The organism is Streptomyces sodiiphilus (assembly GCF_039529215.1).
In the GTDB taxonomy this organism is placed as follows: domain Bacteria; phylum Actinomycetota; class Actinomycetes; order Streptomycetales; family Streptomycetaceae; genus Streptomyces; species Streptomyces sodiiphilus.
Window position 1 is genome coordinate 31151 of sequence record NZ_BAAAMJ010000004.1, and the last position, 20799, is coordinate 51949.

A 20799-nucleotide genomic window follows, 5' to 3' on the forward strand; every position below is an offset into this window, starting at 1 on the left:
GCGCCGGGAGGCGGGCGGGGGCGTGCCGGGGCAGTGCGGGCCGGGGAGGTGTCAGCTCCGGGTGAAGACCGCCACGGTGCGCGGCGGAACCTCGAAGGCTCCCCGGTCCTGATCCCAGGCGGACTCCTTGACGATCTCGTCCGAACCGTCCGCCTGGACCGGGTGCAGGACGTAGCCGGTGCCCGCGCCGGCGGGCAGCCGCTCGCTCTGCCGCTCCGGCGTGGCGTTGAGGACCACCAGCAGGTCGCCGGCCTCCATCACGATCACACCGGGCTTCTCCCCCTCGGTGCCGGACAGCGGGAAGGAGACCTGCTCCTGCACCTGGCCGGCCGTGGTGAGGGCGAAGGCGTCCTCCGTGGAGCGGATTGTCAGCAGGTCCCGGTAGGCGTCCGCGGTGCCGGTGATCTCCGTGCAGCCCACCGTCAGTGCCGGGTGGGTGAGCAGCGGCTTCGCGAACGGCCACTTGGGCTCGTTGTCCCAGGCCGGTGGCAGGCCGCGGCCGAACCCGTTGCCCGCCTCGCAGTCCCAGTTGATGGTGTTGAACCAGTCCCCCGAGTCGTAGGAGTTGCGGTCCAGGGACTTCGAGCGCAGCAGGTCGCTGCCGGCCTGCCCGAAGGCCGGCCCCTGGGAGAGCAGGGCGGTGGACATCGCGAGCACCTGCATCCGGGCTCGGTCGGCGGGCGAGGTGTCGTGCGGCAGCTTGAACGCCAGGGCGTCGAACAGCGCCTCGTTGTCGTGCTTGTCGACATAGGCCACGGCTTCGCCGGGGGCGTCGGCGTAGCCGGCCGGTGAGCCGTTGTAGTCGATCTCGGATCCCCTGACCCGGCGGCCGTCGGAAGCCGTGAACTCGTATCCGGCGAGGTTCCCGGTGAGCCCGACCTTGATGAGGTCCTGGTAGTTCATCAGCCGGGCCAGCTGCTGCTCCTCACTGCCGTTGGCCGGGGAGCCGTTGGGGTCGGTGTACAGGCCGGAGGCGAAGCCCTGGACGCCCGGGTCCTCGTCGAACGGGCCGCCGCCGCGGACGGCGTCGCGGGCGCGGTCGGAGAAGGTGCCGATGCCGGTGCCCGCCATGTTGGCCTGGGTGGCCTGGACGAAGCGGGCGTCGTCGGCGACCTCGCCGAAGTTCCATCCCTCCCCGTAGAGCAGGATGTTCTTCCCGTCCACGCCGTGCTCCCGAAGGGTCAGCGCGTCCAGCGCCTCCCGGATGTCCAGCATGTTCTGCTTGGGGTGGTGGCCCATCAGGTCGAAGCGGAAGCCGTCGACCTTGTACTGGCGTGCCCACAGCACCACGGAGTCCACCGCCAGCTTGCCCATCATGGCGTGTTCGGTGGCGGTGTTGGGGCAGCAGGTGGAGGTGGCGACGCTGCCGTCCTCCAGCAGCCGGTGGTAGTAGCCGGGCACCACCCGGTCCAGCACGGACTTCTCGTCCTGCCCGGTGGCGAAGGTGTGGTTGTAGACCACGTCCACCACCACGCGCAGGCCGGTGGCGTTGAGCCCCTGCACCATCAGCCGGTGCTCCAGGGTGCGCCGGGGGCCGTCCGGGTCGGTGGCGTAGGAGCCCTCGGGGACGTTGAAGTGGACCGGGTCGTAGCCCCAGTTGTAGGCGTCGTCGGCGCGCACCTCGGCGACGCACTCCTGCTGCCGTGGCGAGTCGGCCGGCAGCGCCGGCAGGTCGCAGTCGGGCTCGCGCCGGTCCTCCTCGCGCTCGGGGATGGAGCCGATGTCGTAGGTGGGCAGCAGGTGGGCGTGGGTGGTGCCCGCCTCGGCCAGCCGCCGCAGGTGCTGCATGCCGTCCGAGCCGTGCTCGGTGAAGGCCAGGTACTTCCCGGTGTTGCGGGCCGTCGGGTCGCCGACGGAGAAGTCCCGCACGTGCAGTTCCTGGATGGTGGCGTCGCTCAGGCCGGCCGGCTCGGGCTTGGTGAGCTGGTCCCAGCCGTCCGGGGTGAGGGCGGGGTCGTTCAGGTCGGTGATCAGGGAGTGGGTTCCGTCCGCGGTGAGCGCGGTGGAGTAGGGATCGGTGACCTTGTTGGTGACGATCTTCTGTGCCTCGGGGGCCCAGACGGTGACGTGGTAGCGGTAGGGCTTGCCGTACCAGTTCCGCTTGCCTTTCACGCTCCACACGCCGCTCGCGTCGTCGCGGGTCATGGCGACGGTCTCGCCGTCCAGCTCCAGGGCGACGTTCCGTGCGGTGGGGGCCCACAGGGACAGGGTGGGCACGCCATGGTGTCCCGTCTTCTTCCCCTTGCCCTTCTTCCCACCGTTGCCCTTGCCCGGCTTGTCGTACTTCGCTCCGGCGAAGACCGGGCCCAGTGCGGTGCCGGTGGCGGCTTCGGCATACAGGTCGTCCAGCACGCCGGGGATCTGCACCCCGGTGGCCAGGGTCAGGGCGCCGTTGGCGGCACGCTGGGTGGCGAGCAGCTGGCCGCGCAGTGCGTCCTCGATGCGGTCGGCGTCGCGCGGGTCGACGGCGAAGGCCCGCTGGTCCGCCAGGTGCGGGTAGGCCTTCTTCTGGTCGTCGGTGAGTCCGGTGTCGAGGAGACGGATCCAGTGGCCCTCGTCGGTCAGGGCGCCGTCCTCCACGGCGATCCCGCCGCGGGGGTGGTAGACCAGTTGCTGGCTGCCGCCCGGCGGGGTGGTGACGGGCCACACGACGGTGCCGGCGTCGATCCACTGGGCCCGCGCCTTGTGCGGGTCGAGCACGGCGGCGGTGCCCGATCCGGGGAGCAGGTAGGTGCTGTGGCCGGACAGCTGCCAGACCTCATGGCCGTGGGCGCGCAGGTCCAGTGACTGGTCGGCGGGCACGTCCTTCTCGTCGCCCTTGTGGATGATGTAGCTGAGCGAGGTGGCGCCCTCGGCCAGCGGCACTTCGAAGACGGCGCCGAAGCTGTCGGTGCCGGTGGGCATGAGAGGGCGGGACCAGTCGGTCTCCTGGGCCGCCCCGGTCCACACGTGCAGGCCCCAGCCGTCGTAGTCACCGTCGGGCCGGTGGTAGTGGAGGGTCGCGGTGGATTCGTCCTGCGGCGGGTAGACCCCCTCGGGTGCCTCCGTCAGTGCCTGCTCCCGGCCCTGTTCGACCCAGACCCGGCCGGTGGCGGACAGGTCGATGGTGCGGTCGGCGCCGACGTCCTTGTTGCCCTCGGAGTCCACGACGAGATAGCCGATCTCCGAGGCGCCGGGGGCCAGTCGCACCCAGGCGAAGGCGCCGTAGGCGTCGCGTCCGGCGAACGGCCTGCCGGCCGGCCACTCGAACTGCTCGTCCTCGTGGAGGTCGCCCCAGGCGTAGAGGTTCCAGTCGTCGTAGTCGCCGTCCTCCCGGTGGTAGTGGACGACCGCCCAGTCCCGGGACACGGCAGCCGGCGGCTGCTCGGCGGGCGCCCGGCCCGCGGTGGTCTCCGCGGTGGCGGAGGCGAGGGCACCGGTGCTGTCGGTCACGACCGCCTTGTAGCGCAGCGGCGTTCCCTCGGCGGTGGACGGGTCGACGGTGTGGGTGACGCGGTGCGGCGCCCGGTCCGCGGAGCCGAGCACCTGCCAGTCGCCGTTGCCCGTCTGGGCGGCGAAGACCACCCGGTTGAGCCGGCCCCCGGTGACGTCGGCGGTCAGCTCGACCGTGCCGTGCGCGCCGGGCGCGGGAGCGGTCAGCGCGACCGAGGGCGCCGAGGCGGGGGCGGGCAGCGGTTCCGCGGCGCGCAGCACCACGGCCGACAGGGCGGGCACGGTGATCTCCACGGTGCCCTCGGCGCTGCTGGTGAGCTCCTCCTCCACTCCCCACAGGGGACGGTAGGCGGTGCCGGGGGTGCCGACGGGCATGGTGACGGTGCGGTCCTCGGTGGCGTTGCTGACCGCCACCAGGTACTCGACCTGCTCGTCGGCGTCGGTTCGGGTGTGGGCGTACACGCCCGCGCCCTCGTCGGCGTAGCGGGTGGTCTGGACGCCGTCACGCAGCGCCGGGTGTTCCCGGGTGAGGGCGGAAAGGCCGGCGATGGTGCGGTACAGGGGGTGCTGCGTGTCGTAGGTGTCCTCGGCGTGGGTGCGGTCGGTCCCGATCAGACCGTCGCCCAGGTAGAGGGGGGTCCGGGAGGCGAACAGGGTCTGGCGGGCGGCCTTGTCGCCTCCGGAACCGGTGAACCCCTGTTCGTCCCCGTAGTAGACGACCGGGTTGCCCCGGGAGAGGAACATCAGCTCGTTGGCCAGCCGGGCCCGCTGCAGCAGCTCGTCCGCGGAGGCGTCGGGGTTGTCCCGCTCCAGGAAGTGGCCGATGCGGCCCATGTCGTGGTTGCCGAGGAAGGTGACCTGCTGGTAGCCGTTGGACCGGTCGGTGGTGTACCGGTAGTCCTCGGCGAACAGCCGGCTCAGGCGCTCGGCGGAGCCGCCCTGGGAGACGAAGGAGCGGGCGGCCTCCTGGAAGGCGAAGTCCAGGGTGCTGTGCAGCCGGCCCTCGGTGACGTAGCGGGCCGCCTCGCTCACGTCCGAGGAGTAGACCTCGCCGAACATGAAGAAGCCGTCCTTGCCCTGCTCGGCGGCGTAGGCGTCCATGGCGGTGGCCCACTGCGCCCAGAACTCGGTGTTGACGTGCTTCACGGTGTCGATGCGGAAGCCGTCGATGCCGAACTCGCCGACCCAGGTGCGGTAGATCTCCGCCATCCCCTCGACCACCTCGGGGCGGGCGGTGAACAGGTCGTCCAGGCCGAAGAAGTCGCCGTAGACGCTGTTCTCACCCGCGAAGGAGGAGTCGCCGCGGTTGTGGTACATCGTCGGGTCGTTGAGCCAGCCGGGGACCTTCAGGTCGCGCTCGGTCTCGTCGGTGACCGGGGTGTAGGGGAAGGAGTCCTCGTCGATGGCGGGGAAGTCCGTGCTTCCGTCGGCGTGGTCGAGGTCGTCGAAGGGGCGGCCCTCGGTGTCGAGGTAGGGGAAGGCTCCTTTGGAGAGGTACTCGTAGGAGTCCTCGGCGTAGTGGATGACGTCGGCGGTGTGGTTGGTGATGACGTCGAAGAAGACCTTGATGTCCCGGTCGTGGGCGCGCTCGACCAGTTCGGCCAGTTCCTCGTTGGTGCCGAAGTGGGGGTCGACCCGCGTGAAGTCGGTGATCCAGTAGCCGTGGTATCCGGCCGAGGCGTGCTCGCCCTCCCCCTGCACCGGCTTGTTGACGAAGACCGGTGCCAGCCAGATGGCGGTGGTGCCCAGCCCCTCGATGTAGTCCAGGCGGTCGGTCAGGCCGCGCAGGTCGCCGCCGTGGTAGAAGCCCTCGTCGGCCGGGTCGTGGCCGTGGTCGAGCCGTCCGCCGTCGATGCCGGCGGTGTCGTTGGACGGATCGCCGTTGGCGAAGCGGTCCGGGAGCACGAAGTAGAACTGCTCCCGGGTCAGGTCGTGCCGGGCGGGCTCGGCGGCCAGTTCGGCGTCGGTGGGCGGGGCAGGCGGCGGGTCGGCGGCGGGGGCCGCCCCGGAGAGCAGCGTCGCCAGCAGCCCGGCCGCCAGGGCGGCGGACAGGCCGCCGCGGGCGCGGGAGGTTCGCAGCACTGTGTCGGTGCTCCTTCGAGAAGTCGGGCGGGAAAGGGGCGGGCCGCCCGGCGGCGTGGGATGCCGGGCGGCCCGGGTCATGGAGCGGAGGGGGTGCGGCTAGCTGCGCCAGGTGTCGTTCAGCCGCAGGGTCCCGGAGGCCGGGACGGTCGCGGTGCGGTTGCCGCCCTGCTCCCAGGTCACGGTCCCGCCGTCGGTGCGCCGCAGGTACTTGTACTGGAAGGAGGTGCCGGCGGGCATCGCCAGTTCGGCCTTCCAGACCGGGTAGTCGTCCGAGCCGAGCCGGACGGCGTTCTGCGGGTCCCAGTTGCCCAGTTCGGGGCGGTTGCCGGTGACGTAGAGGTGCTCGCCCCACTGCGTGGAGGCGTTGACGGCGAAGGAGACGCCGCCGTCCACCGGCTCCTGGGGGGTGCCGCCGCCGTTGCCGGTGCAGTTCCGGGCGCCGGTGTGCAGGGCGAGCGCGGTTCCGCCGGCCACGGTGGCGGTGAACTGCCCCGAGCCGTTCACGGTGACCGTGGACCCGGACTGGACGTCGCAGTAGTCACCGGCGGCCAGGGAGGTCTGAAAGGTGCGGGTGACCGGTCCGCTCTCCCGGTTGATCGCCACGTAGCCCTGGTTGCCCCGGCCGAAGGCGATGACGTTGTTGCCGTTGTCCCACCAGTTGGTGACCTGCTGGCCGCGGGTGGCGTTGCGGAAGGCGACCATGGACTCGATCTCGGGCCAGGCGTGCTGGCACTCCCAGCCGTTCTGCCAGCACTGGCTCACCTGGCCGTTGCCGGGAGGGCCCGCGTCGAAGTTGCTGAACCGGTAGCCGGAGTGGACGTCCGGGGAGCCGTAGGGCCAGGCCAGCATGAAGACGTTGGCGAGCGTGTAGGCCGACCCGTCCTTGTAGCTGAGGGTGGTGCCGTTGCGCTCGGTGTCGTGGTTGTCGACGAAGACCGCCGACTGCGAGCTGGGCATGAAGCCCCAGCTCTCGCCGAAGGTCCGCAGGTGGGCGATGCGTTCCTGCTGGAACATGCGCTTCATGTCGTGCGCGTAGCGGAACTCCTGGACGTCGCCGGCGCCGAGGTACTCCTCGGGCTGGACGGCCTCGCCGGCGCCGTGGATGACTTCCTGCTTCCAGTAGGCGTCCGGGTTGTTCAGCTTGGCCCTGATGGCCCGCAGGTCGTCGGCGGGCATGTGCTTGGCGGCGTCGATGCGGAAGCCGGCGACGCCCAGCGACAGCAGGTCGTTCATGTAGTCGGCGATGCGCTGGCGGACGTACTCCTTGCCGGTCCGCAGGTCCGCGAGGCCGACCAGTTCGCAGTTCTGGACGTCGTACCGGTCGCGGTAGTTGCTGATGTCGCGGCGGCAGTCGTTGAAGTCCCCGTCGCTGTAAGGGGCGTCGGGGTAGTGGTACTTGCTGTACTGGGAACCGCCGGTGCCGGTGCCGGACCCCGCGGTCATGTGGTTGATGACGGTGTCGACGACCACGCCCACACCCGCGCTGTTGCAGGTGTCCACCATGTTCCGGAACTGGGCGCGGTTGCCGAGCCTGCTCTCCAGCCGGTAGCTGACGGGCTGGTACTGGGTCCACCACGCGGAGCCCTGGATGTGCTCCTGGGGCGGTGAGACCTGGACGAAGCCGTAGCCGGCGGGGCCCAGGCGGTCGGTGCACTCCCGGGCTATGGAGTCGAAGTTCCACGAGAACAGGACCGCGGTGACGTCCTTGTTCCCGGGGGGCGATGCCTGCGCTGCGGGGGGAGCCGCGAGGGTGACGGCGGCGACGGCGGCAGCGGCGAGGCCCGCCAACGCCCCCTTCGCCCTGCGACTGAGGTGTCGTTCGGTCATGGACGCCTCCTGTGAGGTGGGGGTGCGGCCCGGCAGCCGTGGGTGTCCGGGCCTTCCGTGCAGCCTTCTCAACGGCAACGCGCCATGCCCGTAAGGCCGGAGAACTGGTGAAGGGTCTTGCTGCAAGCAACTGGAAAGTATTGAAGGTTCCTTGCAGAGCTGACCGTAGAACGCGCCGGTAACACGGTCAAGGGGGTGGACCGACCCTTGTCACATTGGCGTTACTTGTCCGCAACCTCTTTCGCAAGATCTTGCGGCCTGCTAACTTCGCCAGTACCCCCGGCCGGCCGGGGGCCGCGAAGCGGCCTCACGCGCCCGGCCGGCCGGGACCCCACTCCACGACGAAGCCCCCCGGTGCGTCACCGCGCCGGGGGGCCGCCGTACCGTGTCGCCGGGCGGTCAGCCGGCCGCCGGGTACGGAGCGGTGGAGCCGCGCACCACGAGTTCGGGCTGGAAGACGAACTCGGCGTGCGGCACCTGACTGCCCGCGATCTCCTCCAGCAGGGTGCCGACCGCCGCCTGGGCCATGGCCCGCACGGGCTGGCGCAGCGTGGTGAGCGGCGGGTCGGTGAAGGCGAACAGGTCGGAGTCGTCGTATCCCACGACCGACACATCGCGGGGGACGTCCAGTCCTCTCCGGCGTACGGCGCGGATCACGCCCAGGGCCATCATGTCGCTGCCGCAGACGACGGCGGTGCAGCCCGCCTCCAGCAGCGCGGCCCCGGCCGCCTGTCCTCCCTCCACGCTGAACAGGGTGTGCCGGAGGATTCCCTCGGCCAGCGCCTCTTCGGCGGTGCGGCCGGTCTCGTCGAGAAAACCGGCCACCTTGCGCCGCACCGGCACGAACCTCTCGGGCCCGACGGCCAGCCCGATCCGCTCGTGCCCCAGGGTGCGCAGATGGCGCACGGCGATCCTGGTGGCGGCCGCGTCGTCCGGGGAGACGAAGGGCGCCGCGATTCTGCTGTTGAAGCCGTTGATGAGCACGAACGGCACCCCGCGGCCCTGGAGCCTGGCATAACGGGAGGGGTCCGTGCTGGTGTCGGCGTGCAGCCCGGACATGAAGACGATGCCGGTGACCCCCCGCTCGACGAGCTGGTCCACCAGCTCGTCCTCGGTGGCGCCGCCGGGCGTCTGGGTGCACAGCACCGGGGTGTACCCGTGGCCGGCCAGGACCTGCTCGATGACCTGCGCGAAAGCCGGAAAGATCGGATTGGTGAGCTCGGGTATGACGAGCCCGATCAGTCCCGCGCTGCGCTGCCGCAGCCGGACCGGGCGCTCGTAGCCCAGGATGTCCAGCGCGGCGAGCACACGCTGCCGGGTGCCGGCCGCCACGCCCGTCTTGCCGTTCAGCACCCGGCTGACCGTGGCCTCGCTGACCTCGGCCTGCTGGGCGATGTCGGCCAGCCGGGCGGGGGCGGCCGCCGGCGGGGCCTCCGTCACGCGGACCACCACACCGTGGTGTCCCCCGGGATTTCGCCGGAACCCTCCTCGAAGGGGCCGCTGGCCATCAGCACGGTGCCCGGGGCGGAGAGATCACCGGTCAGTTCCACCGGGCCGGTGGTGGTGTTCGCGGCGCACACGAAGACACTGCCGTCGGCGCCGTGGCGGCGGAAGGCGAGCACCCCGGCGGGCGCGGCGAGCCACTCGACACCGTCGCCCGCGCCCAGCGCCGGGTGTGCGCGGCGGGCTGCCAGCGCACTGCGGTACAGCTCCAGGGTGGAGTCGGGGTCGCCCTCCTGCCCGGCCACCGACAGGGCGCCCCACTCCTCGGGCTGCGGCAGCCAGCTGCCGCCGTCACCGAAGCCGTAGGAGGGCCCGTCGGCGGTCCACGGGATGGGCACCCGGCAGCCGTCGCGCAGGCCGTCCTGACCGTTGTCCTTGAAGAACGAGGGGTCCTGGCGGACCTCGTCGGGCAGTTCGGTGACCTCGGGCAGACCGAGTTCCTCGCCCTGGTAGACGTAGACGGAACCGGGCAGCGCCAGCATCAGCAGGGAGGCGGCCCGGGCCCGGGCCAGGCCGCCGCCGAGCCGGGTGCGGTGCCGGACGACGTCATGGTTGGACAGCACCCACGTGGTGGGGGCGCCGACCGGGCGCATGGCGTCCAGGGAGCTGTCGATCACCCGGCGCAGCGCCGCGGCGTCCCAGGCGGTGCTGAGGTAGTGGAAGTTGAACGCCTGGTGGAGCTCGTCGTGGCGCAGGTAGAGGGCGGTGCGGTCCTCGCTGGGGGTCCACGCCTCGGCGACACCGATGCGCTGGCCGGGGTACTCGTCGAGGATCTTGCGCCAGGCCCGGTAGATGTCGTGGACGCCGTCCTGGTCGAAGAACGGCAGGACCTGGTTGCCCAGGAGCTTGAGCTGCCCCGCGCGGCCCATGTCGGGCAGTCCGTCCTCCTTGACCAGGCCGTGCGCGACGTCGATGCGGAAGCCGTCGACGCCCATGTCCAGCCAGAACCGCAGCACGGAGCGGAACTCGTCCTGGACGGCCTGGTTGTTCCAGTTGAAGTCGGGCTGCTCGGGGGCGAACAGGTGCAGGTACCACTCGCCGGGGGTGCCGTCGGGGTCGGTGGTGCGGGTCCAGGCAGGACCTCCGAAGATGGATTCCCAGTCGTTGGGCGGCTGCTCACCCCCCGGTCCCTTCCCGGGGCGGAAGTGGTAGCGGTCGCGCAGCGGCGAGCCGGGGCCCTCGCGCAGGGCGCGCTGGAACCACTCGTGCTGGTCCGAGGAGTGGTTGGGGACCAGGTCCACGATGATGCGCAGCCCCAGGTCGTGGGCGTCGCGGATGAGGGCGTCGGCGTCGTGGAGGGTGCCGAACATCGGGTCGATGGCCCGGTAGTCGGCGACGTCGTAGCCGGCGTCGGCCTGCGGTGAGGCGTAGAAGGGACTGAGCCACACGGCGTCGACGCCCAGGCGCGCGAGATAGGGCAGCCGGCTGCGGATGCCGGGCAGGTCGCCCATGCCGTCGCCGTTGCCGTCGGCGAAGGAGCGTGGGTAGACCTGGTAGATGACTGCGTCGCGCCACCAGCCGGGCTGGTCACCTCTGGCGGCCGGAGCGGGGGTGGGGGCGCTGTTCGGCTGGCTGGTGAGGTCGGCGAGGTGCTGGGTCATGTCATCCCTGGTTCTCGAGGACGGGGGCGGGCGGAGGGGCGCCGGCCGGTGGCCGGCGGGCCTTCGCCTGCCTTGGCGGTGGTTCCGGGACGGGCACCGGCCCGCTCAGGACTTGACGGCGCCCGAGGTCATGCCGGAGACGAGGTAGCGCTGGGCGTACCCGAAGACCACGGCGGCGGGAACCGCGATGAGCACGCCCGCGGCGGTCATCGCTCCCCAGTTGTTGTTGTACTGGTTGACGAAGGTCTGCAGGCCGCCGGCGAGGGTGAGCTTGTCCTCGCCGGTCATGAAGGCGGTGGCGTAGGCGACTTCGGCCCAGGCGGTGACGAAGCTGTAGAAGCCGGTGACCGCCAGGCCGGGCTTGGCGAGCGGCAGGATGAGCCGCCAGAAGGTGCCGAACGGGTTGAGCCCGTCGACACGGCCGGACTCGTCGATGGAGACGGGGATGGTGTCGAAGAAGCCCTTCATCATCCAGGCACAGAACGGCACGGCGATCGTCAGGTAGGTGATCACCAGGCCGACGGGCTGGTTGAGCAGGCCGAACATCGCCATCAGGTTGTACAGCGGCACGATGAGCACCGCCACCGGGAACATCTGGGTGATGAGCAGGGTCCACAGCAGCGGCCGCATGCCGGGGAACCGGAAGCGGCTGAGCGCGTAGCCGGTGGTGGAAGCGATGAACACCGCGATGGTCACCGTGAGGACCACGATGAGCAGCGAGTTGCCGAACCACGTCAGGAACTTGGTGTCGTTGAGGACGTAGTCGTAGTTGGCGAAGGTGAAGTTCTTCACCAGGTCGAGGCTGAAGGCGTCGCCGCGCGGCTTGAAGGAGGTGACCAGCAGCCACAGCGGGGGGAACAGCGCGATGCAGGAGGCGGCGAGCAGCCCGAGGTGCAGGCCCGCGGAGGCCGCACGGCCGCGCTCGCCGCGCCTGATCACGCGCCGGCCGCGGGGTCGGCGCGCTCCGGTGCCCGCGGTGTCCGGGGCGGGGGGTGTCCCCAGGGATGCCGGGGTCGTCTGGGTGGCCATCGCTACCACACCTCTCCCTGCTTGCGGAGCGAGCGGCGGTAGATCACCGCGAAGACGGACAGGAGCAGCAGGATGATGACGCCCCAGGTGGCCGAGCCGGCGAAGTCCCGCGGGCTGTGCGTGAAGCCGATCCGGAACGCCTCGGTGACCAGGATCTCCGAGGTGCCGTAGGGGCCTCCCTGCGTCAGCAGGAAGATCACCGGGAACATGTTGAAGGTCCAGATGGTGCTCAGCAGGATCACGGTGCTGGCGACCGAGCGGACACCGGGCAGGGTGATGTACCAGAAGCGCTGCCAGGCCCCCGCGCCGTCCATCTCCGCGGCCTCGTACTGCTCCTCGGGGATGGACTGCAGGGCACCGAGCATGGCGACCAGCATGAAGGGCACGCCCAGCCAGACGTTGACGGAGATCACCGAGAACTTGGCCCAGAAGGGGTTCTCCAGCCAGCGGATCGCCTCGAAGCCGTTTCCCTGCAGGACGCTGTTGAAGATGCCGTTGCCGTTGAACAGCAGCCGCCAGGCGAAGACGGAGACGAACGCCGGGACGCCCCAGGGCAGGATCAGCGCGATCCGGTAGGCGGTCCGGCCGGTCACCTTGCGGTTGAGCATGTTGGCCAGTGTGAGGCCGATGGTGAAGGTGATGGCGACGCAGGCGACGGTCCACACCGTGGTCCAGCCCAGCCGGTCCCAGAAGTGGGAGCTGGTCAGGACGTCGATGTAGTTGTCCAGGCCGACGAACTCGTAGGTGGCCTCGATGGTGGTGGCGCCCAGGTTGCGCTGGACGTTCGCCTCGTTGGCGTTCGTCAGGGAGAGCCAGACCCCGCGCGCCAGCGGGTAGCCGATGATGCCGGCGATCACGACCACCACCGGGGCGATCATGCTCCACGCGTACCAATGGGGGGCCAGTGCGCGGCGCAGCCGGCCGGGAGGTGTGTCAGTCCTGCGGCGCGGGCCGCGGGCGCCCTTCTCGGCGCCCGCGGCCGTCGCCACCGACTGGCTGTGGTCGACAGCCATGGTTGTCGGTCAGCCCTTCGTGTGTGTCAGCCGGATCGGCGTGGTGACCCCGGGGCGGGGGTCACTCCCAGCCGTCGAGAAGGTCGCGGTACTTGTCGGCCACGTTCGAGGCGGCCTCTTCCGGGGTGACGACCTCGTCGAGGGTGCGCTGGATCTCGTCGCGCAGCGGGTCGAAGAGACCGCCCGCCTGCGGGATCCAGGGGCGCCCGTGGGCGACCTCCACGGCCGGGCCGAAGAACGCGACCATCTCGTTCTCCTGGACCGACGACTGCTCGTAGACCGAGGCGCGGGTCGGCAGCAGGTTGAGCTCCTCGGTCAGCGTCTGCTGGGAGTCCGCCGAGGCCATGTAGCGGATGAACTCCTCGGCGGCCTCCTGGTTCGCCGAACCGGTGTAGAGGGAGTAGTTCCAGCCGCCCAGCGGGGCGCCCTGGCCCTCGCTGCCGGCCGGCATCGGGGCGACCCCGACGTTCTCCTCGCCGATGCCGTTGTAGGCGTCGTTGATGGCCCACGGGCCGTTGATCATCATGGCGACGTCGCCGTTGCCGAACTGGGTCATCATGTTGTCCCAGCCGTCGGTGAGGTCGGTGGTGGCCGCGCCGGAGTCCACCAGGTCCTTGATCTGCTCGAAGGCCCGGACGCCGGCCGGCTCACCGATGGTGACCTTCTCGGCCTCGGCGTCCAGCAGGTCGCCGCCCTCGCCGTAGATGAAGGGGAAGAACCAGTAGGCGTCGTCGCCGCGCAGGTACAGCGGGGTGACGCCGATCTCCTCGAACGCCTCGGTGGAGTTCTTGATGTCCTCCAGGGTCTCGGGGACCTCGACGCCGGCCTCCTCCAGCAGCTCCTTGTTGTAGAAGAGCGCCAGGGTGTCGGTGACCTGGGGCACCGCGTACGTGGCGCCGTCGTACTGGGTGCTGCTCCAGGGGGCGCCCAGGAAGTCGTCCTGGCCGTCCACCGCGGCGGTGCCGTCCAGCGGCTTGAGGTAGCCGAGCTGGGCGAACTCCGAGACCCAGGCCACTTCGGTGCGCATCACATCGGGCGCCTCGCCGGCCTGGGCGGCGTTCTTGAAGCGGTCCTGGGCCCCGTCGAATCCGACATTGACGTATTCGACGGTGACGCCGGGGTGTTCGTCCGTGAAGCCTTTGGCGAGCTCCTCGAACGTGCCCTTCTCCGCGTCCCCGGAGGTGTCCCAGAACGTGACCGTGCCGGACAGCTCGCCGTCCGTTCCCCCGCCGGCGGCGTTGTCGTCTCCGTTGTCGCTGCCGCAAGCCGTTGCCGCAAGCGCCAGAGCGGCCACGACAGCCGTCGTCCCTATGCTGCGCCGCATGTGAACTCCTTCAAGCCATATGCCCGTTTTCGGAGGGCTGGGTCATACCCCCGTCACATCGCGCCGCTGCGGCGCCGGGCCTGAACTGGAACGTAACAGGGGCGCAATCCTTTGGAAAGAGCTTGCGGCAATTTTCTGCAAGCGACCCCGCAAGGGTCTCGGGCGGCTTGCGGCGGGGCCACGCCGAGGTCACGGCGGGCCCGCCGCATGACGCACTTAAGGGGCAAAACACCCGACTCGGTGGGCAGCGGGAACGGCGCCCGGTACAGTCCGGAACTGTGACCGCGCGGCTAGCTGACATCGCAGCCCAGGCGGGGGTCAGCGAGGCCACGGTCAGCCGCGTGCTGAACGGCAGACCGGGAGTCGCCGCCGCCACCCGCGAATCCGTGCTGACCGCGCTGGACCTGCTGGGATACGAGCGGCCCGCCCGGCTCAGACAGCGCAGCGCCGGACTGGTGGGACTGATCACCCCCGAGCTGGAGAACCCGATCTTCCCGGCCTTCGCCCAGGTGATCGGGCAGGCCCTGACCCGGCAGGGATACACCCCCGTGCTGGCCACCCAGACGCCCGGCGGCTCCACCGAGGACGAGCTCACCGGCATGCTGGTCGAGCGGGGAGTGGCCGGCATCATCTTCGTCTCCGGGCTGCACGCCGACACCAGCGCCGACACCGAGCGCTACGAGCGCCTGCGGGCGCACGGCGTGCCCTTCGTCCTGGTGAACGGCTTCTCCCCGCGGATCCGGGCACCGTTCGTCTCGCCCGACGACCGGGCCGCGATGCGGCTGGCCGTCACGCACCTGGTGTCGCTGGGGCACCGGCGGATCGGACTGGCCCTCGGCCCGGCCAGGTTCGTGCCGGTGCAGCGCAAGATCGAGGGATTCCTGCGCAGTATGCGGGAGGAACTGGAGGCGGGCGAGGAGGAGGCCCGGGAACTCATCGAGCACTCCCTGTTCACCCTGGAGGGCGGCCAGGCGGCGGCCTCGGCCCTGCTGGCCCGGGGGTGCACGGCGGTGGTCTGCGCCAGCGACATGATGGCGCTGGGTGCCATCCGGGCCGCCCGCCGGCAGGGGCTGGCCGTGCCGGGGCAGTTCTCGGTCATAGGGTTCGACGACTCCCCCCTGATCGCGTTCACGGATCCGCCGCTGACCACGATCCGCCAGCCGGTGGCCGCGATGGGCCAGGCGGCGGTCCGGGCACTGCTGGAGGAGATCGGCGGCACCCCGGCTCCGCACAGCGAATTCGTCTTCATGCCGGAGCTCGTGGTGCGCGGCTCCACCGCCGCCGCGCCCCCGGCCGGGAGCTGACGGCCCGCGCCCCCGGTCACCGGGAAAACCCCGGGAGCGGCCCCCGCCCCCGCTCCCCCGCGCGGAGGATCAAGCGGGCACAAGACCCGACCGGAGGATGATCGGCCCGCTGGGAGGGCTCTGGCAGACTGTGGGCCATGGGGGCAACCAGCGTCAGGCCGAAAGATGATGTCCGGGTGAATGCAGCGCGTCCCGCGCCCGACAACGGGGGCACGGACTCCCGCGCCGAGCGTCTGCAGCAGCTGCGCGCGCCCCGGCGGCCCCGCCTCCGGTTCGAGCTGCTGCTGATCGGGATCAGTTACTGGGTCTACTCGCTCATCCGCAACGCGGCGCCCGAACAGGTCGGGCAGGCCCAGCGCAACGCCCGCTGGATCTGGGAGGTCCAGCAGAGCATGGGGCTGGCCTTCGAGCAGTCGGTCAACCACGCGGTCAACGGCGTGACCTGGCTGATCGTGACGATGAACTACTACTACGCGACCTTGCACTTCATCGTCACCGTCGCCGTCCTGGTGTGGCTGTTCCGCCGCCACCCCGGCCGGTACGGAGGGATGCGGCTGGCGCTCTTCGCCACCACCGCCATCGCCCTGCTCGGCTACTACTACTATCCGCTCGCCCCGCCGCGGCTGATGCACGGCGTCGACTTCATCGACACCGTCAAGGTCCACAACACCTGGGGGGCGATGTCCTCCGAGAGCATGGCCGCCGTCTCCAACCAGTACGCGGCGATGCCCTCGATGCACGCGGGCTGGTCCCTGTGGTGCGGGCTGATCATCGTCTGGCTGGCCCGGCCGCTGTGGGCCAAGGCGCTGGGCGTGCTCTACCCGGTGCTGACCCTGGTGGTCATCGTGGCCACCGCCAATCACTTCTGGCTCGACGCGGTCGGCGGCGTGATCTGCCTCGGCTTCGGGTTCGCCGTCTCCTGGCTGTGGTACGGCCGCCCCTGCCACCGGCTGCCCCGCAGGGTGCCGGAGCCACCGGCCGCCCCGGCCTCCCCCGGCCCGGCCGGCTCCGGAGATCAGCCCTCGTAGAACAACCGCTCCACCACGGCCCGGGCCCGGCGGGTGGTGCGCCGGTAGTCGTCGAGCATCTGCCCGCCGCTGCCGGTGTCCTGCTGCCGGGCGGCCCCCGGCTCGTACCCCAGATAGCGGGCCACCGCCGCCAGTTCCCTGGCGTCGGAGGGAAAGGTGTCGGAGGGGCGGCCGCGCACCAGCATCACCGCGTTGCGCACCCGGGAGGCCAGCACCCACGCCTCGTCCAGCACCCGGGCGTCCTCGGCGTCCAGCAGGCCGGCGTCGCGCGCTGCGGCCAGCGCGGGACGGGTGCGGGTGGTGCGCAGCGACGGCTCCGACCAGGCGTGCCGCAGCTGGAGCAGCTGCACCGTCCACTCGATGTCGGACAGCCCGCCACGGCCCAGCTTGGTGTGCGTGGCCGGGTCGGCGCCGCGGGGCAGCCGTTCGGCCTCCATCCTCGCCTTCAGCCGGCGGACCTCCCGCACGGCCTCCTCGCCGAGCCCGCCCTCGGGATAGCGCAGCGGGTCGATCAGCCGGGTGAACCGCTCCCCCACCCCCGGATCGCCGGCGACCGGCAGGGCGCGCAACAGCGCGTGGCTCTCCCAGGTGAGGGCCCACCTCCGGTAGTAGGCGGCGTAGCCCTCCAGGGTGCGCACCAGCGGGCCGCTGCGGCCCTCGGGGCGCAGGTCGGCGTCGATCACCAGCGGGGGATCGGAGGTCGGCAGCTGGAGCAGCCGGCGCAGTTCGGTGGCGACGGCCAGTGCCGCGCGGGCCGCCAGCTGTTCGTCCTCGCCCGCACGGGGTTCGTGCACGAAGAGCACGTCGGCGTCCGAACCGTAGCTCATCTCGTGGCCCCCGAAGCGGCCCATGGCGATGACCGCGAACCGGGTGGGGAGGGTGTCGCCCCAGCCGGCCGCGGTGGCCGCGCGCAGCGCCCCGGCCACCGTGGCGGCGTTCAGCGCGGTCAGCGCGTCGCCCACGGTGTCCAGGGCGGCGGCCTGTTCCTCGTGACCGGGGGTGCCGCCGGGGGTGTAGGCACCGACGATATCGGCGGCGGCAGTGCGGAACAGCTCCCGGCGGCGCACCCCGCGGGCCACGGCCACCGCCTGTTCCGCTCTGTCGGCCCGGCCGACCGCGGCGAGCACCTCCTGGGTGAGCGCCTGCGCGGGGCGGGGACGGAGTCCTTCGGGGTCGCCCAGCAGCGCCACCGCCTCGGGGGCGCGCAGCAGCAGGTCGGGGGCGAGCCGGCCGGCGGAGAGCACCCGGGCGAGGTTCTCGGCGGCGGCGCCCTCGTCGCGCAGCAGCCGCAGGTACCACGGAGTGGTGCCCAGGGCATCGGAGACCTTGCGGAAACCCAGCAGCCCGGCATCGGGGTCGGCGGAGTCCGCGAAACGGTCCAGCAGGACGGGCAGCAGGGTGCGCTGGATGGCGGCCTTGCGGCTGACACCGGAGGCCAGCGCCTTCAGGTGGCGCAGCGCGGCGGCGGGGTCGGCGTACCCGAGGGCTTCCAGCCGCTGCCGGGCGGCCTCGGTGCCCAGCCGCACCTGGCCCGCCTCCAGCTGGGCGACGGCGTCCAGCAGCGGCCGGTAGAACAGCTTCTCGTGGAGCCGGCGGACGACGGCCGTGTGCCGTTTCCAGGCGCGGGTGAGCTCGGTGACGGGGTCACTGGTGAAGCCGAGGGAGCGTCCCAGCCTGCGCAGCTCGGCGGGGTCCTCGGGCATCAGGTGGGTACGGCGCAGCCGGTAGAGCTGGATGCGGTGCTCCACGGTGCGCAGAAAGCGGTAGGAGGCGTCCAGCGCGGCGGCGTCCTGGCGGCCGACGTAGCCGCCGGCGGCGAGGTCGGCCAGCGCCGTAAGCGTGGTGGGGCTGCGCAGATCCGGGTCGGTGCGGCCGTGCACGAGCTGGAGGAGCTGGACGGCGAACTCCACGTCGCGCAGCCCGCCGGGCCCGAGCTTGAGCTCGCGTTCGAGCTGCGCGGCCGGGATGCTCCGCTCGACGCGGCGGCGCATCTGCTGGACGTCGGGCACGAAGTTGTCCCGCTCGGCCGCCTGCCACACCAGGGGGGCCACCGCCCGGCAGTACTCCTCGCCCAGTCCCGGGTCGCCGGCCACCGGCCGGGCCTTGAGCAGTGCCTGGAACTCCCAGGTCTTGGCCCAGCGGTGGTAGTAGGCCAGGTGGCTGGTCAGCGTGCGCACCAGCGGGCCGTTGCGTCCCTCGGGGCGGAGGTTGGCGTCGACCGGCCAGATGGTTCCCTCGGCGGTGGTGTCCGAGCAGATCCGCATCATGCGGGCGGCCAGCCGGGTGGCGGCCTGCAGGGCGGTCTGCTCCCCGTGGCCCTCGGCGGGTTCGGCGACCAGCACCACGTCCACGTCGGAGACGTAGTTGAGCTCCCGGCCGCCGCACTTTCCCATGCCGATGACGGCCAGCCGGCAGGAGGCGGCGCCCCGGGGGGCCTCGCCCGCGGCGATGCGCAGCGCGGCGGCGAGGGTCGCGGAGGCCAGATCGGCGAGTTCGGCGGCGGCCTCGGCGAACGCGGTGGTTCCGGTCATGTCGCGGGCGGCGATGGTGAGCAGGGCCCCGCGGTAGGCGACGCGCAGGGCGTCGGGGTCCTCGGCCCCGGCGAGCGCGGCTTCGAACTCCTGGGGCCCCGGATGCAGGTCACGGGTCTCGAAAGCGGCCAGCGTCCGCCACTGGTCCGAATGACGCACCAGGTGGTCGGCGAGCGCCTCGGAGGAGCCGAGGACGGCCAGCAGCCGGTCCCGCAGCGGTTTGGCGGCCTGCACGGTCTCCAGCAGCCGGGCCGGGCCGCCGGTGGCGTCCCCCTGCGCCTCGGCAAGCCGGGCGAGGCCGCGCAGGGCGAGGTCGGGATCGGCGGCCGAACCCAGGGCGTCGATCAGCACACCGTCGCTGCGGACGGCGGACAGCACCGGCGAGTCCAGCAGTCCGGCGGCCGCCTTGGGGTCGGTGAAGCCCGCTCGCAGGAGCCGCCGGACCCGGCTGTCTCCTCGCCCGCCCTGCATCACCACGTTGTGCCTTTCTCGTCCGGCCCTCCCGCGCACCGGGGTGCGGACGTGCCGTCGTGCTGTACCGGAGGGAGAGCCTAACCGCACCGGGCGGTCCGGGGGCGGCAACGGCCGGGCCGGATCCCCGCGGTGCCCCGGCCCGTGGCCGTCACAGCACCGGCAGGGACTTGCGCAGTTCGAAGGCGGTGACCTCGGAGCGGTACTCCTCCCACTCCTGGCGCTTGTTGCGCAGGAAAAAATCGAAGACGTGCTCGCCCAGGGTCTCGGCGACCAGTTCGCTGCGCTGCATCAGGTCGATGGCCTCGCCGAGGTTCTGCGGAAGCGGATCGATGCCCAGGGCCCGGCGTTCGCGGTCGGTGAGCGCCCACACGTCGTCCTCGGCGCCGGGCGGCAGCTCGTAGCCCTCCTCGACGCCCTTGAGACCGGCGGCCAGAAGGACGGCGTAGGCGAGATAGGGGTTGGCGCCGGCGTCCAGGGAGCGGACCTCGACGCGAGTGGAACCCATCTTGCCGGGCTTGTACATGGGCACCCGGATCAGCGCGGAGCGGTTGTTGTGGCCCCAGCAGATGTACGAGGGTGCCTCGCCGCCGGCCCCGGCCGGACGGTTGGCGCCGCCCCAGATGCGCTTGTAGGAGTTCACCCACTGGTTGGTGACGGCGGAGATCTCGCCGGCGTGCCGGAGCAGGCCGGCGATGAAGGAGCGGCCGACCTTGGAGAGCTGGTACTCGGCGCCGGTCTCGTGGAAGGCGTTGCGGTCGCCCTCGAAGAGGGAGAGGTGCGTGTGCATGCCGGAGCCGGGGTGCTCGGAGAAGGGCTTGGGCATGAAGGTCGCCTGCACGCCTTGTTCGAGCGCGACCTGCTTCATCACCAGCCGGAAGGTCATGATGTTGTCGGCCGTGGACAGCGCGTCGGCGTACCTGAGGTCGATCTCCTGCTGACCCGGGGCTCCCTCGTGGTGGGAGAACTCCACCGAGATGCCCATGGACTCCAGCATGGTGATGGCCTGCCGGCGGAAGTCCATGCCGACGTTCTGCGGGGTGTGGTCGAAGTACCCCGAGGAGTCGGCGGGTACCGGGCGGGTGCCGTCCACCGGCTTGTCCTTGAGCAGGAAGAACTCGATCTCGGGGTGGGTGTAGAAGGTGAACCCGAGGTCGGAGGTCTTGGCCAGGATGCGCTTGAGGACGTAGCGCGGGTCGGCGTAGGAGGGGGAGCCGTCGGGCATCAGGATGTCGCAGAACATCCTCGCGGTCCCCGGTGCCTCGGCGCGCCAGGGCAGGATCTGGAAGGTGCTGGGCGCGGGCTTGGCGATCATGTCGGATTCGTGCACCCGGGCGAAGCCCTCGATGGCCGATCCGTCGAAGCCGATGCCCTCGTCGAACGCCTGCTCCAGCTCGGCCGGGGCGACGGCGACGGACTTCAGGAAGCCGAGCACGTCGGTGAACCACAGCCGGACGAAGCGGATGTCGCGCTCCTCCAGCGTCCGGAGCACGAACTCCTGCTGCTTATCCATAGCCACCCATCCTCGCTGGTCACATACTCTTTCGGGCCGTGCCGGTGCACATCCGGGCCACTCCAGTATCACGTGACGGGGTTTCCGGCGGGTTGCGCAGCTCGCGGGGCCTGGCTGTCATTGTGCGTCACCGGTGCC

General features: G+C 71.4%; 11 protein-coding genes. 2 read left to right on the forward strand and 9 right to left on the reverse strand.

Annotated elements, in window-relative coordinates:
• Positions 1 to 51: 51 nt before the first annotated feature.
• The 7 genes from pulA to ABD299_RS02215 all read right to left on the reverse strand — a co-directional run bounded on the left by pulA (position 52) and on the right by ABD299_RS02215 (position 13814).
• Positions 52 to 5595 carry a pullulanase-type alpha-1,6-glucosidase gene (pulA, locus tag ABD299_RS02185; RefSeq protein ID WP_425581235.1) on the reverse strand — a complete coding sequence of 1848 codons (5544 nt, stop codon included), beginning with the start codon at positions 5593 to 5595 and terminating at the stop codon, positions 52 to 54.
• Positions 5596 to 5613: 18 nt separating this feature from the next.
• On the reverse strand, positions 5614 to 7344 hold the full coding sequence (locus ABD299_RS02190) for a carbohydrate-binding module family 20 domain-containing protein (protein WP_344258356.1): 1731 nt from the start codon (positions 7342 to 7344) through the stop codon (positions 5614 to 5616).
• Between the two features lie 399 nt (positions 7345 to 7743).
• Entirely contained in the window at positions 7744 to 8796 is a 1053-nt protein-coding gene (locus ABD299_RS02195; protein ID WP_425581236.1) for a LacI family DNA-binding transcriptional regulator, read from the reverse strand.
• Entirely contained in the window at positions 8781 to 10448 is a 1668-nt protein-coding gene (locus tag ABD299_RS02200) for a glycoside hydrolase family 13 protein (protein ID WP_344258358.1), read from the reverse strand. The genes ABD299_RS02195 and ABD299_RS02200 overlap by 16 nt, the downstream gene beginning before the upstream one ends.
• Positions 10449 to 10553: 105 nt before the next feature.
• A complete protein-coding gene (locus ABD299_RS02205) occupies positions 10554 to 11477 on the reverse strand; it encodes a sugar ABC transporter permease (RefSeq protein ID WP_344258359.1) in 924 nt (307 codons plus the stop codon).
• 2 nt (positions 11478 to 11479) lie between these two features.
• A complete protein-coding gene (locus tag ABD299_RS02210) occupies positions 11480 to 12490 on the reverse strand; it encodes a carbohydrate ABC transporter permease (RefSeq protein WP_344258360.1) in 1011 nt (336 codons plus the stop codon).
• A 61-nt stretch (positions 12491 to 12551) separates the two neighbouring features.
• Complete coding sequence (locus ABD299_RS02215) at positions 12552 to 13814, reverse strand: extracellular solute-binding protein (protein ID WP_344258361.1); 1263 nt, start codon at positions 13812 to 13814, stop codon at positions 12552 to 12554.
• A 278-nt stretch (positions 13815 to 14092) separates the two neighbouring features.
• Here ABD299_RS02215 and ABD299_RS02220 point away from each other — a divergent pair, with 278 nt between their 5' ends.
• Positions 14093 to 15118, forward strand: a complete 1026-nt coding sequence (locus ABD299_RS02220) for a LacI family DNA-binding transcriptional regulator (protein ID WP_344258363.1) — start codon at positions 14093 to 14095, stop codon at positions 15116 to 15118.
• Between the two features lie 137 nt (positions 15119 to 15255).
• The gene (locus ABD299_RS02225) at positions 15256 to 16146 is read left to right on the forward strand and encodes a phosphatase PAP2 family protein (protein WP_344258364.1); all 891 of its coding nucleotides are present in this window, start codon (positions 15256 to 15258) and stop codon (positions 16144 to 16146) included.
• On the opposite strand, the gene ABD299_RS02230 is transcribed toward ABD299_RS02225, so the two are convergent.
• Positions 16134 to 19148 carry a bifunctional [glutamine synthetase] adenylyltransferase/[glutamine synthetase]-adenylyl-L-tyrosine phosphorylase gene (locus tag ABD299_RS02230; RefSeq protein WP_344258429.1) on the reverse strand — a complete coding sequence of 1005 codons (3015 nt, stop codon included), beginning with the start codon at positions 19146 to 19148 and terminating at the stop codon, positions 16134 to 16136. The two genes, ABD299_RS02225 and ABD299_RS02230, sit on opposite strands and share 13 nt — an antisense overlap.
• A 151-nt stretch (positions 19149 to 19299) precedes the next feature.
• Entirely contained in the window at positions 19300 to 20661 is a 1362-nt protein-coding gene (glnA, locus tag ABD299_RS02235; protein ID WP_344258365.1) for a type I glutamate--ammonia ligase, read from the reverse strand.
• Positions 20662 to 20799 lie beyond the last annotated feature (138 nt).